Source organism: Mesorhizobium sp. WSM4871 (assembly GCF_055811295.1).
Map to the genome: position 1 here is coordinate 150,437 of NZ_JBVVPU010000015.1, position 13,974 is coordinate 164,410.

Annotated in this window: 14 protein-coding genes and 1 tRNA gene; 4 read left to right on the forward strand and 11 right to left on the reverse strand. The window is 62.6% G+C overall.

Going from position 1 to position 13,974, the window contains the following annotated elements:
- The first annotated feature begins 204 nt into the window (after positions 1-204).
- Positions 205-1,065: a mechanosensitive ion channel family protein gene (locus AC0L2H_RS27430; protein ID WP_473593154.1), complete on the forward strand. Its 861-nt coding sequence runs from the start codon at positions 205-207 to the stop codon at positions 1,063-1,065.
- 9 nt (positions 1,066-1,074) lie between these two features.
- Here AC0L2H_RS27430 and AC0L2H_RS27435 read toward each other — a convergent pair whose 3' ends face one another.
- The 5 genes from AC0L2H_RS27435 to obgE all read right to left on the reverse strand — a co-directional run bounded on the left by AC0L2H_RS27435 (position 1,075) and on the right by obgE (position 6,815).
- Positions 1,075-2,373, reverse strand: coding sequence for an MFS transporter (locus AC0L2H_RS27435; protein WP_473593155.1), 1,299 nt, complete (start codon positions 2,371-2,373; stop codon positions 1,075-1,077).
- 80 nt (positions 2,374-2,453) lie between these two features.
- Complete coding sequence (locus tag AC0L2H_RS27440) at positions 2,454-3,086, reverse strand: nicotinate-nucleotide adenylyltransferase (protein WP_473593156.1); 633 nt, start codon at positions 3,084-3,086, stop codon at positions 2,454-2,456.
- A gap of 205 nt (positions 3,087-3,291) precedes the next feature.
- The gene (locus tag AC0L2H_RS27445; protein ID WP_473593157.1) at positions 3,292-4,578 is read right to left on the reverse strand and encodes a glutamate-5-semialdehyde dehydrogenase; all 1,287 of its coding nucleotides are present in this window, start codon (positions 4,576-4,578) and stop codon (positions 3,292-3,294) included.
- A gap of 3 nt (positions 4,579-4,581) precedes the next feature.
- Complete coding sequence (gene proB / locus AC0L2H_RS27450; RefSeq protein ID WP_473593158.1) at positions 4,582-5,781, reverse strand: glutamate 5-kinase; 1,200 nt, start codon at positions 5,779-5,781, stop codon at positions 4,582-4,584.
- Between the two features lie 2 nt (positions 5,782-5,783).
- The gene (gene obgE, locus AC0L2H_RS27455; RefSeq protein ID WP_473593159.1) at positions 5,784-6,815 is read right to left on the reverse strand and encodes a GTPase ObgE; all 1,032 of its coding nucleotides are present in this window, start codon (positions 6,813-6,815) and stop codon (positions 5,784-5,786) included.
- Between the two features lie 101 nt (positions 6,816-6,916).
- Here obgE and AC0L2H_RS27460 point away from each other — a divergent pair, with 101 nt between their 5' ends.
- Positions 6,917-7,786 (forward strand): endonuclease/exonuclease/phosphatase family protein, encoded by an 870-nt coding sequence (locus tag AC0L2H_RS27460; protein ID WP_473593160.1) that lies wholly within the window; start codon positions 6,917-6,919, stop codon positions 7,784-7,786.
- 108 nt (positions 7,787-7,894) lie between these two features.
- Here AC0L2H_RS27460 and AC0L2H_RS27465 read toward each other — a convergent pair whose 3' ends face one another.
- The 3 genes from AC0L2H_RS27465 to AC0L2H_RS27475 all read right to left on the reverse strand — a co-directional run bounded on the left by AC0L2H_RS27465 (position 7,895) and on the right by AC0L2H_RS27475 (position 9,694).
- Positions 7,895-8,482: a GNAT family N-acetyltransferase gene (locus AC0L2H_RS27465; RefSeq protein WP_473593161.1), complete on the reverse strand. Its 588-nt coding sequence runs from the start codon at positions 8,480-8,482 to the stop codon at positions 7,895-7,897.
- A 118-nt stretch (positions 8,483-8,600) separates the two neighbouring features.
- Entirely contained in the window at positions 8,601-8,870 is a 270-nt protein-coding gene (gene rpmA, locus AC0L2H_RS27470) for a 50S ribosomal protein L27 (protein ID WP_006327539.1), read from the reverse strand.
- A 119-nt stretch (positions 8,871-8,989) separates the two neighbouring features.
- Entirely contained in the window at positions 8,990-9,694 is a 705-nt protein-coding gene (locus AC0L2H_RS27475; protein WP_473593162.1) for a 50S ribosomal protein L21, read from the reverse strand.
- A 346-nt stretch (positions 9,695-10,040) separates the two neighbouring features.
- Between AC0L2H_RS27475 and AC0L2H_RS27480 the strand changes: the two genes are divergently transcribed.
- Positions 10,041-10,130 (forward strand) — tRNA-Ser (locus AC0L2H_RS27480).
- A gap of 790 nt (positions 10,131-10,920) precedes the next feature.
- Here the strand turns inward: AC0L2H_RS27480 and AC0L2H_RS27485 are convergent.
- The 3 genes from AC0L2H_RS27485 to AC0L2H_RS27495 form a co-directional block, all read right to left on the reverse strand.
- The gene (locus tag AC0L2H_RS27485; RefSeq protein ID WP_107652705.1) at positions 10,921-11,217 is read right to left on the reverse strand and encodes a VanZ family protein; all 297 of its coding nucleotides are present in this window, start codon (positions 11,215-11,217) and stop codon (positions 10,921-10,923) included.
- 270 nt (positions 11,218-11,487) lie between these two features.
- The gene (locus tag AC0L2H_RS27490; protein ID WP_473593163.1) at positions 11,488-12,378 is read right to left on the reverse strand and encodes an adenylate/guanylate cyclase domain-containing protein; all 891 of its coding nucleotides are present in this window, start codon (positions 12,376-12,378) and stop codon (positions 11,488-11,490) included.
- A gap of 319 nt (positions 12,379-12,697) precedes the next feature.
- Positions 12,698-12,952, reverse strand: a complete 255-nt coding sequence (locus AC0L2H_RS27495) for a hypothetical protein (protein ID WP_473593164.1) — start codon at positions 12,950-12,952, stop codon at positions 12,698-12,700.
- A 559-nt stretch (positions 12,953-13,511) separates the two neighbouring features.
- Here AC0L2H_RS27495 and AC0L2H_RS27500 point away from each other — a divergent pair.
- Positions 13,512-13,700, forward strand: coding sequence for a YodC family protein (locus AC0L2H_RS27500; RefSeq protein WP_473593165.1), 189 nt, complete (start codon positions 13,512-13,514; stop codon positions 13,698-13,700).
- The last annotated feature ends 274 nt before the right edge of the window (positions 13,701-13,974 follow it).

The following is a 13,974-nucleotide window of genomic DNA, read 5'->3' on the forward strand; positions in this document are numbered from 1 at the left end:
CCTTTCGCAGCAAGAACAACCAAATCACCCGTGAAATCAGGTGACACCGCTTAAATAGGCAGAGTTCCGTTGCAGTTTCAAGACGGCAGCCTCCGCTGTCGCCAAACGCTTTGCCTGCCCAGCAGTTCCAGCCCTCGAGAAATATCGGAACCCCTGGCGCTTTGCAGGGGTTATCGGCGCATCGACCAACCGGATTTTCCCCCCATGCCGATCGACCCGCAGAATGCCGTCCTCACCGTGCAAGCAGGCCTTGCGCAGCTCAGCACGCTGATCGTCTCCTACTCCTTCTCAGCCATCGGCGCCGTCATCCTGCTGGTCGTCGGCTATATCGCCGCCGGCCTCGCCGAGCGCTCGATCTTCGCCGGCCTTGGTCATATCCACGGCTTCGACGCGACACTGCGCCATTTCTTCTCGAAGATCGTCCGCTACGCCATCCTGGTCCTCGTCGTCATCATGGTGCTCGGCCAGTTCGGCGTGCAGACCGCCTCGATCATTGCCGCCATCGGCGCCATTGGCCTGGCAATCGGCCTGGCGCTGCAGGGCACGCTGCAAAATATCGCCGCCGGCATCATGCTGCTCGCGCTGCGGCCACTGCGCATCGGCGAATATGTCGAGGTCGGCGCCATTTCCGGGACCATCGAGGAGATCGGGCTGTTCGCCACCCGGCTGCGGACGGCTGACGGCGTCTATATCCTCGCCCCCAATTCGACATTGTGGAACCAGCCGGTTCGCAACTATTCGCGCAACGGCGTCCGTCGCGGCGACATCACACTGACCATCGGCTCGTGGAACGATATCGATCTCGCACAAAAAACCATGCTCGGCGTCGCCGCCGCCGAGCGGCGCGTCCGGCGAGAACCGGCCCCGATCGCCTTCGTCGCCACCGTCGGCGACAGCACCGTCGCCATCACCTTGCGCTACTGGACCACGGCCGCCGACTTCTTCGCCACCCAGATCGACCTCACCAAACGCGCCAAGCAGGCCTTCGACGCCGAAGGCATTTCGGTCCCGGCGCCGCCGCCCGAAGCGCCGCGACAGGAAGCCTCGGCTACAACAAGGCAGTAAGCTGAAATGTCAATGCTCGGAGCGGCCGCGCTGTTCCTCCGGCGCGAAGGCCAGTTCCACCGGCAGCGGCGCTTGCGCGCTCATCGGCGCGAAATTGCCGGTCTCAGTGGCTGGAACGGCCCGCGTCGTCGTCACCCGCCACAGCACGAACAGGCAGAAGGCAGCGGCGATCACGATGGCCACATAGATGAAGGTCTGCGTGCCATAGATCACCGAAAGCCCGGTCACGATGCCGGGAACGATGAAACCCGCCAGCGACCACGCAAACAGAAGCGAACTGGACAGCGCCACCATGTCGTCCTTGCTGGCGCGGTCGGCGGCATGCGCGCTGGCCAGCGAATAGATCGATTCCGAGGCCCCGTCCCAGACTATGTAGATGACAACGAGCGCCGCCAGCGCGCCGCCGTCGAAGCCGAGCGCGAACAGGCCCGCCGCCAGGGCCAGCGCCGAGGCGGCGATCAGCACATAGCGCCGGTCGGTGCGATCGGAAATCCAGCCGAGCGGAATCTGCAGGATCAGCGTTCCCACCGGCATTGCCGACAACAGCAGCGCCACATCCGCCTGGCTGTAGCCCTTGGCCGTGGCATGGATCGGCGCGAAACCCGAAATCGCCATCGACAGGCCGCCGACGGCGAGCATGCCGGCGACGCCCACCGGTGAAATCCGCCAGGCCAGGCCAAGCGCGACCGATGCTGCCTGCGGCGGCGGCGGCTGGGCGAGCCGGGTCAGCCCGACGGGCAGGATCGACAGCGCGGTGAAGGCGATGCCGATCAGCGGCGCCTGCGCCGTCCCGATATCGACCGCCGCCAGCGCGGCGTAACCGACGCCGAGCCCGGCGACATAGGACACGTAGAATACCGCCATGACCCGGCCGCGTATGGTGTTGGCGACGGCATCGTTGAGCCAGCTCTGCGCGACGATGAACAGGCCGCATATGGCAAAGCCGTATAGCGCACGCGCCGCGATCCACAGCAGCGGGATCGTTCCGGCCCCGACGGCGGCATTGGACAGCACGATCAACGCCGAAAGCACCATGAAGGCGCGGGCATGGCCAACGCGCCGCACCAGCGGTCCGGTGAGGATGCAGCCGGCGAGGCCGCCCGCCGAAAGGCCGGTGATGATCAGCCCGGCCCACGTCGGGTCGAAACGCTCGGCGCCGAGACGAACCGGGATATAGGCGAACATCAGCCCATTGCCGACCGCGACCAGCGCCATCGACAGGATGACGCTGGCGATGGCTATCGCCGGCGCCGACGGGCTGCCCTGCCGCGGGTCGGGTCTGGTCTGGTTTCGCTCGAGTGTCGTCATCCCATCCAACATCACCCAACCAACGGCGAAACACCGCCGCAAAAGCGACATCGGCGGTCTTGCCTTGTCCCCTTGTGGGTTCAGCCCTTCGCCATCTTGCGGATGGCGCTCGACGACAGCGACGAGCGTGGGCCGTGGATGAAGGTCCAGGCCGGCGCCTTCATCCGGGCGAGACGCGGCGCATCGCCCTCGTCGACGCGGGCATAATCGAAGGTCTTGGCGACGACCGACGACAGGAAGGACAAGGTCGCGCCCGGTCGGTCGATCACCGCGATCGGGAACGTCATCACGATCTGGCGCCAGCGCTGCCAGCGGTGGAAATCGCGCAAGCTGTCGGCGCCCATGATCCAGACGAAGTCGACGCCGGGATTGCGCGCCTTGACCAGCGCCAGCGTGTCGGCGGTGAAGCGGACATGATGCGCGGCCTCGAAAGCAGTAACCTTGATCTTCGGGTTCCTGGCGATCTGCTCGGACAGGCTGAGCCGCTCCGTCAGCGGCGCCAGTTCCCCCGTGTTCTTGAGCGGATTGCCGGGCGTCACCATCCACCACAACTGGTCGAGCGCCAGCCGCCTCAGCGCGATCTCGGCGACCAGCGCATGACCGGCATGCGGCGGATTGAACGAACCGCCGAACAGGCCGACAGCCAGGCCTTTTTCGGCATGCGGCATCTTGAGGTAGTGGGAGGAGACGGCGGGCTGAGGGGACGACAGCATGGTGCTAGGCACCCCCCTCTGCCCTGCCGGGCATCTCCCCCTCAAGGGGGGAGATTAGCAGCTTCGTCGCAGGCGCAAATTCTGCGAGGCTGACAATTGGAGAAAGCGGAGATGACAGCCAATCTCCCCCCTTGAGGGGGAGATGCCCGGCAGGGCAGAGGGGGGTCGACGCGCGCAACGCCTCAGGCTCTAGCGACGAAAAGCGTCAAGGCCGCACCTGTCCAGATCCGCGCACGCGGTATTTGAACGACGTCAGTTGCTCGACGCCGACCGGCCCGCGCGCATGCATCTTGCCGGTGGCGATGCCGATCTCGGCGCCCATGCCGAACTCGCCGCCATCGGCGAATTGCGTCGAGGCATTGTGCAGCAGGATCGCCGAATCGATCTCGTTGAAGAATTTTTCGACGGCATTCGCGTCCTCGGCGACGATCGCCTCGGTGTGGTGGGAGGAGAATGTCTCGATATGCGCGATCGCGCCGGCAACGCCGTCGACCAGCTTCACCGCGATGATGGCGTCGAGATATTCGGTCACCCAATCGGCGTCGGTGGCGGGACGGGCATCGAAAAACAGCTTCAGCACTTCGGCATCGGCATGGATTTCACATCCTGCCGCGCGCAGCGCGTCGAGGATCGGCACCAGATGGGTTGTCGCGACGGCACGATCGACCAGAAGCGTTTCGGCGGCGCCGCAGACGCCGGTGCGCCGCATCTTGGCGTTGACCGCGATCTTGATTGCCATGTCGAGATCGGCCGAACGGTCGATATAGAGATGGCAGATGCCTTCGAGATGGGCAAAGACCGGCACCCGCGCCTCGCTTTGCACCCGCCCGACCAGGCTCTTGCCGCCGCGCGGAATGATCACGTCGAGATTGCCGCCGAGGCCTTTCAACATTTCGCCGACGGCGGCGCGGTCGGTGGTCGGCACCAGCTGGATGGCGTCCTGCGGCAGGCCGGCGGCCTTCAGCCCCTCGACCAGGCAGGCATGGATCGCCGCGGAGGAATTGAGCGAATCCGAACCGCCGCGCAGGATCACCGGATTGCCGGCCTTGAGGCAGAGCGCCCCGGCATCCGCCGTCACGTTCGGCCGGCTCTCATAGATGACGCCGACGACGCCGAGCGGCGTGCGTACGCGCTCGATATGCAAGCCGTTCGGCCGCTCCCATGCGGCGATGACGTCGCCGACCGGATCCTTGAGTTCCGCAATCTCGCGGATGCCGTCGGCCATGGCGCGGATGCGCGCCGGATCGAGCTTCAGACGATCCATGAAGGAGGCGGACAGCCCCGACTCGTGGCCATTCGAGATGTCGATGGCATTGGCGTCGAGAATGTCCTGCTCCCGGGCGACAAGCGCCTCCGCCATGGCGACAAGCGCCGCGTTCTTGGCGGCGGTCGCAGCGATGGCCAGCGGTCGGGCAGCAGCGCGCGCCTTGCGGCCGATATCGGCCATCAGCGCCACGGTGTCATCCCGGGATTTTTCATGCAACTTCAGCATGGCTTATCCTCCGCTCGTTATCTGGTCGTCCACCTGCGTCTGGTCACCGGCCCGCACTTGGTCACCAGCCCCTACTTGGTCCCCAGCATGGCTCACCACAAGGTCGTCGCGGTGGATCATCGCCGAGCGTGCCTCGTAGCCGAGCACCGTTTCGATCTCCGCCGTCTTCAGGCCTGCGATCCTTACGGCATCGGCGGCATCATAGGCAACCAGCCCGCGCGCGATCTCGCGACCCTCGGGCGACAGGATCGCCACCGTGTCACCGCGCGAGAAATTGCCGCTGACCAGCTTGACGCCGGCCGGCAGCAGGGACTTGCCCGACTTGAGCGCGCCGATGGCGCCGGCATCGACGGTCAGCCGCCCCGCTGGCTCAAGCTGCCCGGCGATCCAGGTCTTGTAGCCTTTGACCGGATTGGCGCTCGGCCGGAAGAACGTCGCCCGCTCGCCACGCTCGATCGCCATCAGCGGCGACAGCCGCGTACCCGCGGTGATGATCATGGCGGTACCGGCGGCGGTGGCGATCTTGCCGGCATCGAGCTTTGTCCGCATGCCGCCGCGGGACAATTCGGAGGCCGCCGCGCCCGCCATCGCCTCGATGTCAGGGGTGATGCGATCGACCACCGGAATGAACCTGGCCTGAGGGTCGCGGGCCGGAGGCGCCGTGTATAGCCCGTCAATGTCGGAGAGCAGCACCAGGAGGTCGGCGCCCATCATTGTCGCCACCCGCGCCGCCAGCCGGTCATTGTCGCCATAGCGGATTTCGGAGGTCGCCACCGTGTCGTTCTCGTTGATGACCGGCACCGCCTTCATCTTCAGCAGCGTCGAGATCGTGGCGCGTGCGTTGAGATAGCGGCGCCGTTCCTCGGTGTCGCCGAGCGTCAGCAGGATCTGGCCCGATTTCAGGCCGCCCTTGCCGAGCGCATCCGACCATGCGCCGGCCAGCGCGATCTGCCCGACGGCGGCAGCCGCCTGGCTTTCCTCGAGCTTCAACGCCCTTTTTCCCAGGCCCAGAATGGTGCGGCCGAGCGCAATGGCGCCTGACGACACGACAAGGATTTCAGCGCCGCCCGCGGCCAGTACCGCAATGTCGTCGGCCAGCGAGGCCAGCCAGTCGCGCTTCAAACCCGATGAGCGGTCGACAAGCAGCGCCGAGCCGATCTTGACGGTGATGCGCCGGTATTTCTTCAGCGACTGCGCGGCCATTGCTATCTTTCCCAGCGCGTCTCGACCGGAGTGGCGACGGCGTTGCGCGCCTCGGCCACAACCGACATCAGGGCACGCAGCACGGCCTCGACGCCTTCGCCGGTGACGGCCGAAAGCAGCATCGGCGCGCGGCCGGCGGCGCGTTTCAGTGAAGCGGCCTTCTTCTTGCGCTGATCGGCATCGAGGATGTCGACCTGCGAAAGGGCCACGATCTCGACCTTCTCGGTCAAGCCGTTGCCATAGGCGTCGAGCTCGGCGCGCACCGTCTTGTAGGCCTTGCCCGGATTTTCTTCCTGCGCCGAGACGAGATGCAGCAGCACGCGCGTGCGCTCGACATGGCCAAGGAAACGGTCGCCGATGCCGACGCCCTCATGCGCGCCCTCGATCAGGCCGGGAATGTCGGCGATGACGAATTCGCGCCCATCGATGCGGGCGACACCCAGGCCGGGATGCAGCGTGGTGAATGGATAGTCGGCGATCTTCGGCTTGGCGGCCGTGACCGCCGCCAAAAACGTCGACTTGCCGGCATTGGGCAGGCCGACCAGGCCGGCGTCGGCGATCAGCTTGAGCCGCAGCCAGATGTTCATCTCTTCGCCCGGCAGGCCGGGATTGGCGCGGCGCGGCGCCTGGTTGGTCGAGGTCTTGAAATGCTGGTTGCCGAAACCGCCATTGCCGCCCTTGGCCAAAAGGAAGCGCTGGCCGACCACGGTGAGATCGCAGATCAGCGTCTCGTTATCCTCGGCAAAGACCTGCGTGCCCGCAGGCACTTTCAGTGTCACGTCGGCGCCCTTGGCCCCGGTCATGTTGCGGCCCATGCCATGTACGCCCGTCTTGGCCTTGAAATGCTGCTGGTAGCGATAGTCTATCAGCGTGTTCAGCCCATCGACCGCCTCCAGCCAGACATCGCCGCCACGGCCGCCATCGCCGCCGTCGGGACCGCCGAACTCGATGAATTTCTCGCGCCGGAACGATACCGAACCGGCGCCGCCGTCGCCGGAGCGGATGTAGACCTTGGCCTGATCGAGAAATTTCATCGGATTGCGTGGTTTCTGCTGTTGGCTTCGCGGGATTGCTCTAAACCAAGGCGGGGCGAAGGGCGAGGCCGTTTTGTGACCTTGGCTGGAGAGATATCGCGATGAGGCTTGTAACCTACAACATTCAGTACGGCATTGGCCTTGACGGCCGCTACGACGTCGGGCGCATTGCCGATGCCGTGCGCGGCGCCGAGGTCATCGCGCTGCAGGAGGTTACCCGCAACAACCCCAAGAATGGCGGCCGCGACATGGTCGCCGAACTCGGCGACGCCTTGCCTGATTACTTTGCCGTCTATGGCAGCAACTTCGAGGCCAACATCGGCTCCGCTATCGAAAACGGCCGTGCCGTCACGAGAACCTTCCAGCTCGGCAACATGGTGCTGTCGAAAACGCCCATCCATCTGTCGCGCAATCTGCTTTTGCCGCGCAGCCGCAGCTTTGAGGCGATGAACTTCCAGCGCGGCGCGCTGGAAGCCCTGGTCGAGACGCCGCTTGGCTTCGTCAGATTCTATTCCATCCATCTCGATCACCGCAGCCCCGTCGAACGCGTGAGCCAGATACAGTTCCTGCGCCAGCGCCTGCTGAACTACGCGCTCGAAGGCGGCGCACTGTCTGGCGTCGCAGAGATCGGCCTGCCGGAATTGCCCCACCCGGAAGCCTTTGTCGCTATGGGCGATTTCAACATGCTGGCCGGCTCGCCCGAATATGTCGAACTCGCCGGCCGGCCGGACCATGAATTCGGCATGCCGCTGACCGCCGACTTTGCCGTCGATGCCGCCATGCGCCTCAACGTGACCGATGCCGATCTCGTTACCTGGGTCGATCCCAAGCGGCCCGACGACGCCAGCCGCCACAAGCGCATCGACTATGTCTTTTCCAGCGCCTCGCTCGCCGGATCGCTGAAGCGGCTTTGGGTCGACCGGCAAGCGGTAGGCTCGGACCACATACCGGTCTGGGTCGAATTGGCCTGACCTCAACTTTCCGAACCTTTGGTTCGAAGCCATGCGCCGAGGTGTGCCGAGATTCAGGTCAGGCCGAGCCGCCATTCGCAGGCCGGCCTCACCTGAATATCGATACACCTAGAAATGCACCCAGTTGCGTAGGCTGGTCCAGGTTTTCCTGTCCAGCCGGTAGCGCTCGACCGGCACCTGGCCGGCGACGATCGAGTTCAGCATGCCTTGGCCGGCATATTGGAAGCCGCATTTGTGGATGACCCGGCGCGAGGCCGGATTGATGACCCGGGTCGAGGCATGCAGCACCTGGATCGCCGTCTTCTGGAAGGCGAGGTCGACCAGCGCATGCGCGGCCTCGGTCGCATAGCCGTGCTTCCAGTAGGGCTCGCCGATCCAGTAGCCGAGTTCCAGCCCGCGGTCGGTGGTGTTGAGGCCGGCGCAACCGACGAAGATCTCGGTGCCGGCCAGCGTCAAGGCATAGGCGATCCCGGCCCGGCGCGATGCCGCCATGGCGAGGAAGGAGCGGGCCTCGGCCTCGCCATAGGGGTGCGGCATGCGCGCCAGCATTTCGGCGACATGGCGGTTGTCGGCAAGCGCCGCCAATTGCCCGATATCGCTTTCACGCGGCGGCCGCATGACCAGCCGCTCGGTCGCGAGCACCGGGCAATCGATCGCGTAACTTTCGTCTTCCGTGTCTTCCGCTTCGGCAACCATGTCAGTCCTCCAGGCACAAGAAAAAGGGGAGATGGAAACCCATCTCCCCTGATCCTTTTCCTGGCTTGGCCAGACACCGGTCCCGAGATGGGGTGCCGGTGTTGTGGTGCGGAACCGGCTACTCCGCTGCTTTGGTAATCGGGTTGACCGATACGTAGGTTCGGCCGTTGGCTTTTTTGTTGAAGGTGACTGCGCCGGCTTCGAGCGCAAACAGGGTGTGATCCGTGCCCATGCCGACATTGACGCCGGGATGCCACGAGGTGCCGCGTTGACGAATGATGATGTTGCCCGGAATCACGGCTTCGCCGCCGAACTTCTTCACGCCGAGCCGCTTGGAATGGGAGTCGCGACCATTGCGCGACGAACCGCCAGCTTTCTTGTGTGCCATCTAACTAACTCCGATGCGCCGCAAGGCGCCTAAAGGGTCTTATGAACGCGTTCGCGTTCCGTTTCAAGTCCGATCCGGCGACGATTGCGCCGGCTCGTTTTACGTCTTCGCCAGCTCGCCTACTTCACCAAATCCTTGGCCTGCTCGCGCCAGTCCTTGATCTGGTCGGCGCTGAACGGCATGTGCTCGTCGATCTTGGCGACATCCTTGTCGGTGAGCTTGGCGATCTGCGCGAAGGTGGTGATGCCCTGTTCGTTCAACTGGCCGGCCGCAACCGGGCCGATGCCCTTGATCACGGTCAGGTCGTCCGGCTCGCCCTTCGGCGCCTTGAACAGCATCGCTGCGGCGGTCTCGGCCTTGGCTTCGTCCTTCGCAGCAGCCTCTGCCTTGGCTTCCTTCTTGGCCTTGGCCTCCTTCGGCGCGGCCTCGGCCTTCGCCTCGGGCGCTACCTCTGCTTTGGCTTCCGCCTTCGCCTCGGGCTTGGCGGCGGCCTTCTTCGACGGCTTGGCGCCACCCAAGAGGATCTCGGCGATCCGCACGGTGGTCAGAAGCTGGCGATGGCCGATCTTGCGGCGCGAATTCTGCCGGCGGCGCTTCTTGAAAGCGATGACGGTGCGGTTCTTGCCCTGTTCGACGACTTCGGCAGTGACCAACGCGCCATCGACGAACGGCGCGCCGAACGTCACATTCTCGCCCTCGCCATGCGCGAGCACATGGCCGATCTCGACGATATCGCCGACCTGGCCTTCGACTTTTTCGATCTTCAGGAGATCGTTGGCGGCGACGCGATACTGCTTGCCGCCCGTTTTGATGACTGCGAACATTTTTTGCCTTTCGCTGTTCGGTCGGCCTTGATGAGCCGCATCACGCGGTTCGGCCGTCTTTTTGTCAGTCTGCGGGTTCAAAAAACAAGCGGCGCGGAAGAACCCTCCACGCCGATTGCGCGCTATCCCTAACCGAAGGTTGCGTCGGAGTCAAGGCAAACGGCGCCAAGCAAGCCGGCGGCATTGCTCAACGCAAGCCAGTTGCATTGGCATGGGCGGCCGCCGCTATCGAAGGACGGACCATCCGAGCCGCGGAGATGCCCGATATCAGGCAGATTGGGCCTTGTAACCTGCCTGTGCAGCCGTTATCTAGTGCGCCGCGCCGGCAACGGCGGACCATGACCGCGGAGAGGTGGCAGAGTGGTCGAATGCACCGCACTCGAAATGCGGCATGGGTGCAAGCCCATCGGGGGTTCGAATCCCTCCCTCTCCGCCACTTTTTCAACTTTGCAAACGGGCGTCGGCTCACGGTAGCAGCGAGGCCAAAGCTCGTAATCACATGTCGTCGCAGTCGGGCTCCGTCACGTACCTTTGGTCAAGGTCCTTGAATGGCCGTTGAGGGCAACGCGCTATCCGCACTCACGATTGCATTATCCGCTGGGTCATGAAGCCCCTTTGGGACCATGAGAGCCAGAACAATTGCCACAGCTATGGATGCAATTATGGTGGCCGTGCCTGCTAAATCTCTCATCAAATACTGCTCGCCTTGTCTCGAAATCCGAGCGTTAACGAACTCGCTGGGCGCCTGTTCCGATCAAAAGTCTTTGAGGTGGTAGGATGCGACGTTATGGCAACAGGTCCGTCCGCCTAAGATCCCAATGCAGCCTGGCTCCGAGTTACCACGATCGGTCTGCTGCACTCACATGGCCCGTCATCCACTCCAGTCCACGTCCAACAAGGCTGCTGTTGGCTACACACGCGTGGTAAAATGCGGTCGGCCGACACAACTGGTGCGATTTGACAGTTCGACAGGGAGCGCCGTCGCGCGGCAAGCCTATTAGCTTTAACTAATTGTAGACCGCGCTGTCTCAGAATAGGACAGCGCGGTCTCTGTCAGTGGCCGCGCAGGCGGCTCCGACTTTACAGGTAACCCCTACCCCTGAGCCGGAGCCGCCACTTTCTATCTACGAGAAGCGGTTGAAGCAACCGTTACCAGGCATTGTTTCCAATACGTTTCGCGGATCGATCGACTGCGAACATTCACCCTGCCGCGACTGGTTCCTGAGCTATAAGGATTTTCGCTTGTCGTATCTCAGGGCGACGGTGAAGTTGCTCATCCAGTTCCCGATTTGCAGACCAAGACCCATACCGACACAATCGGCAGCCCAATCCCAGGCGTCACGATCGCGACCAATCATCTGAAGCCCTTGGACGACTTCGATGACCGCGCCGGTCAGGATGAGGAGACAAGTCAGCTTTCCCCTACTGTCCGGCCAGGCGAAATATCCGGTGGTCGCCAGCACGGCGAACGCAACGGCATGATCAAGTTTGTTGTGACCAAGGGTGATGGCGACACCAAGCATCTGCCAAAGCCACTCAGGCGAGAGGGTTAGCAGGAGAACAGCACCCAGCGTGACCAGAAACGCGGTCTTCGCAGTGGCTCGATACCGTCCTAGATACGCCAAAGATTCTCTCTGCTCTTTATATCAAAATTCAGGCTGTCGGTTGCGTCTGTAAGATGTGAATTTCACTTTCAGCAATTGGGCGCATCGGTCGAACGGATGAGGGAGGCCGCCAGCGGTGAGATCGTCGCGGCCGCTTGAAGCCGGTCGCAGCCAACGAGTCCGGCCGGGTCAGTCTGAGACAATTTCGTAGTGAAGAACCTGGGCGTCGCTGAGGGACAACCTCAGTCCAGGCGAGATGGCGCCGGGGCCGAAGAGGAGAATATCTTCGCGGCGTACGAAGACTTCATGGCCCGGTCTCATCGAGACAAATGTGCCCGACGAGCTTCGCTCGACAAGCCGGGCCCTGCCATTCGAAATAGTGAAGGTCGCGTGGTGCCTTGAAACCCACGGCCGCTGGACGACAATATCGCATTCCGGAGATCGGCCGATGGTGACGAATTCGTTGTTTCGACAGGATCGCAACTGATCTCCATAGCGGATGACCAGATTGATCTGCTGCGGCGAGGCGGGTCGCTTTTCGATAATGGTGCCCCGGCTGGTGATCTGAGTATTGAGAGGCCCATCGTCGCTCCACAGCGTATAGACATCGAAGAGTTCTTGCTTCCCCTTCAAGGCCATTTTGTCGAGGAGCCGCAAGCCACTGCGGCTCCCCGCGGAAAGGGCTTCGCAGAAGCTCTGGCTGATCAGCACCTCCCCGGGGTTGGCCGTGGTGGACAACCTTGCGGTGACATTGACAACGTCACCGAAGACCTCGCCCCGCATGCGAATGACCGCCCCAAAATGCAATCCGATACGGGCGCTCAACGGCCCTTCCGTCAGTTTGCGGCTGATTTGGCAGACGGCCCTCAGCGCCGCCTCCGGGCTCTCGAACAGGCTGAGTACGTCATCGCCTTTCGAATGAATGAAATCACCGCCGTGCCGGGCGACGATCTCGCGCATCGCGTCCAGGCAATTCGAGACCTGTTGCATAGCGGCATCGTCGCCGATGCGCTCATAGAGGGGCGTGCTGCCCACGACATCAGCCAAGAGGACTGCGGCTAGAAGTCTTTCCTGATCCATCGATCCCGTATCCGCACCGAGAACTCAGCGTAATAACACACCACAGTTGCCTTTAACTTATCTATATCCAATTGCCCGCCTCGGGGCCGGGGCAGTGCATCGGCGTGATCGTCTCGAACGCGAGATGTTCGTGGATTCGCGGGGCAGGCTGCTCCGCGCTATTGGAAGGGCATCCGCTAGAGCAAGTGCAGCCTTTGCCAACGTGCAAATATAGTCAGCCAAAGACAACGACGTGCAATCGCTACGGCAACAACGTGAACGGCGAGACACGTACTCTGCTTACCTTAATTTCGACGCTCGCCAACGAGCAGGGAACACTTCATTGCTTGAGGAACGATCCTGTGTAGGTTTGGCCGGCAAGCGCAACAGTCCCCGCAAGCGTTCCGTCAGGCTGCATCACGAAACTGAGGTCCGCGCCGTTCGGGAGGCGCCCCAACTTCAGCATAGTCCCTGAAATTCTTCCAGCGCCGCTGGCCTCTCCCGGAAAATTGTCGCCTAGCATCCCCCAAGCAAAAGCAGCTGTCACTTTTCCATTCGCAGCAACCGTCTGGACCGTCAGCTTGGATTCATCCATTCCCTCCAGTCGTCCAACCCAAATTCCCGAGAATGCTGCATACTTGGGTGGAACAGCCTTGGTGGGAGGAATAACAGTGACTGACGTGTCTGAAATTGCTGGGGCGCTGGGCGCGGCGGCGGAAGATGACACTGGCGCGGACGGTGGCGATTGTTCTGGGGGCGCCGATTGGCACGCTGCTAGTCCGAGCGCCGTCAGGCCAAGGATTGCTTTGCGCAGACGATGTGCCATTTTTCGAAGCTCCCAGGGCCTATCAAAACACATATGGAGCACCAGTTCATCCAACGCGCGATATCTGCCGCAGTTTCGGTAGCGGGGAGGGCAGATGATTGTCAGACTAGGCCGCATCACGCGGCCTGCAAGAGCAGAACAGCAAAACACAGGAACATCCGAGCGCACGATTGTCACAAGTGCCAGAGACACAGCGGACATTGCTGCACCCGCACAGTTGGCGCACAGGCAGCACAATCATCATCATTGCGATGCAACCGCTGCTTGTCGATGAGCGCCATTGGTGATTACCTCTCGATGGTTGTTTGAAGTCCCTGGGAGGAACATCATGGCGGACAGTTTCAAGACCGGAGATGTCGTCAAACTGAAGTCCGGCGGCCCGAACATGACGATCAACGATCATGCGGCCTCCGGCATGTACCTGTGCAACTGGTTCAATCGCGAGGGTGATATCTGGACCCCTCAACACGCCGCCTTCAAGCCGGACCAGTTGATGGCGGTCGATAGTTCTGAATGACTTGAAGACGCACGCTGAGCGCTGCCCACACGACCTCGACACCTTCGCTGAAGTGAATGGCGTCAGCGTCCGCGAAACTCAGGGAGTCGGCTAGATTTTCCTCAGCGAGAGAGCGGCTGCAGAAGTATTCAGGAGCGCGAGGCGATCCGAACCGGCTGGCTGCCGGCTATCCAACGCATTGCCGCCGTTAAGATTCTGGTAACGGCGTACAATCAAATCGCAAGACAATTGGTATCCATCGAAGATCAATGATTCTATCAACGCGTGTTGCTAA

Bases quoted from the DNA above. Each gene is read 5' to 3' on its own strand.
- AC0L2H_RS27500 (WP_473593165.1), top strand. From the start codon at position 13,512: ATGGCGGACAGTTTCAAGACCGGAGATGTCGTCAAACTGAAGTCCGGC.
- AC0L2H_RS27435 (WP_473593155.1), bottom strand. From the start codon at position 2,373: ATGACGACACTCGAGCGAAACCAGACCAGACCCGACCCGCGGCAGGGC.
- AC0L2H_RS27495 (WP_473593164.1), bottom strand. From the start codon at position 12,952: ATGGATGAATCCAAGCTGACGGTCCAGACGGTTGCTGCGAATGGAAAA.
- AC0L2H_RS27430 (WP_473593154.1), top strand. From the start codon at position 205: ATGCCGATCGACCCGCAGAATGCCGTCCTCACCGTGCAAGCAGGCCTT.
- proB (WP_473593158.1), bottom strand. From the start codon at position 5,781: ATGGCCGCGCAGTCGCTGAAGAAATACCGGCGCATCACCGTCAAGATC.
- rpmA (WP_006327539.1), bottom strand. From the start codon at position 8,870: ATGGCACACAAGAAAGCTGGCGGTTCGTCGCGCAATGGTCGCGACTCC.
- AC0L2H_RS27475 (WP_473593162.1), bottom strand. From the start codon at position 9,694: ATGTTCGCAGTCATCAAAACGGGCGGCAAGCAGTATCGCGTCGCCGCC.
- AC0L2H_RS27460 (WP_473593160.1), top strand. From the start codon at position 6,917: ATGAGGCTTGTAACCTACAACATTCAGTACGGCATTGGCCTTGACGGC.
- AC0L2H_RS27490 (WP_473593163.1), bottom strand. From the start codon at position 12,378: ATGGATCAGGAAAGACTTCTAGCCGCAGTCCTCTTGGCTGATGTCGTG.
- AC0L2H_RS27445 (WP_473593157.1), bottom strand. From the start codon at position 4,578: ATGCTGAAGTTGCATGAAAAATCCCGGGATGACACCGTGGCGCTGATG.
- obgE (WP_473593159.1), bottom strand. From the start codon at position 6,815: ATGAAATTTCTCGATCAGGCCAAGGTCTACATCCGCTCCGGCGACGGC.
- AC0L2H_RS27485 (WP_107652705.1), bottom strand. From the start codon at position 11,217: ATGCTTGGTGTCGCCATCACCCTTGGTCACAACAAACTTGATCATGCC.
- AC0L2H_RS27440 (WP_473593156.1), bottom strand. From the start codon at position 3,086: ATGCTGTCGTCCCCTCAGCCCGCCGTCTCCTCCCACTACCTCAAGATG.
- AC0L2H_RS27465 (WP_473593161.1), bottom strand. From the start codon at position 8,482: ATGGTTGCCGAAGCGGAAGACACGGAAGACGAAAGTTACGCGATCGAT.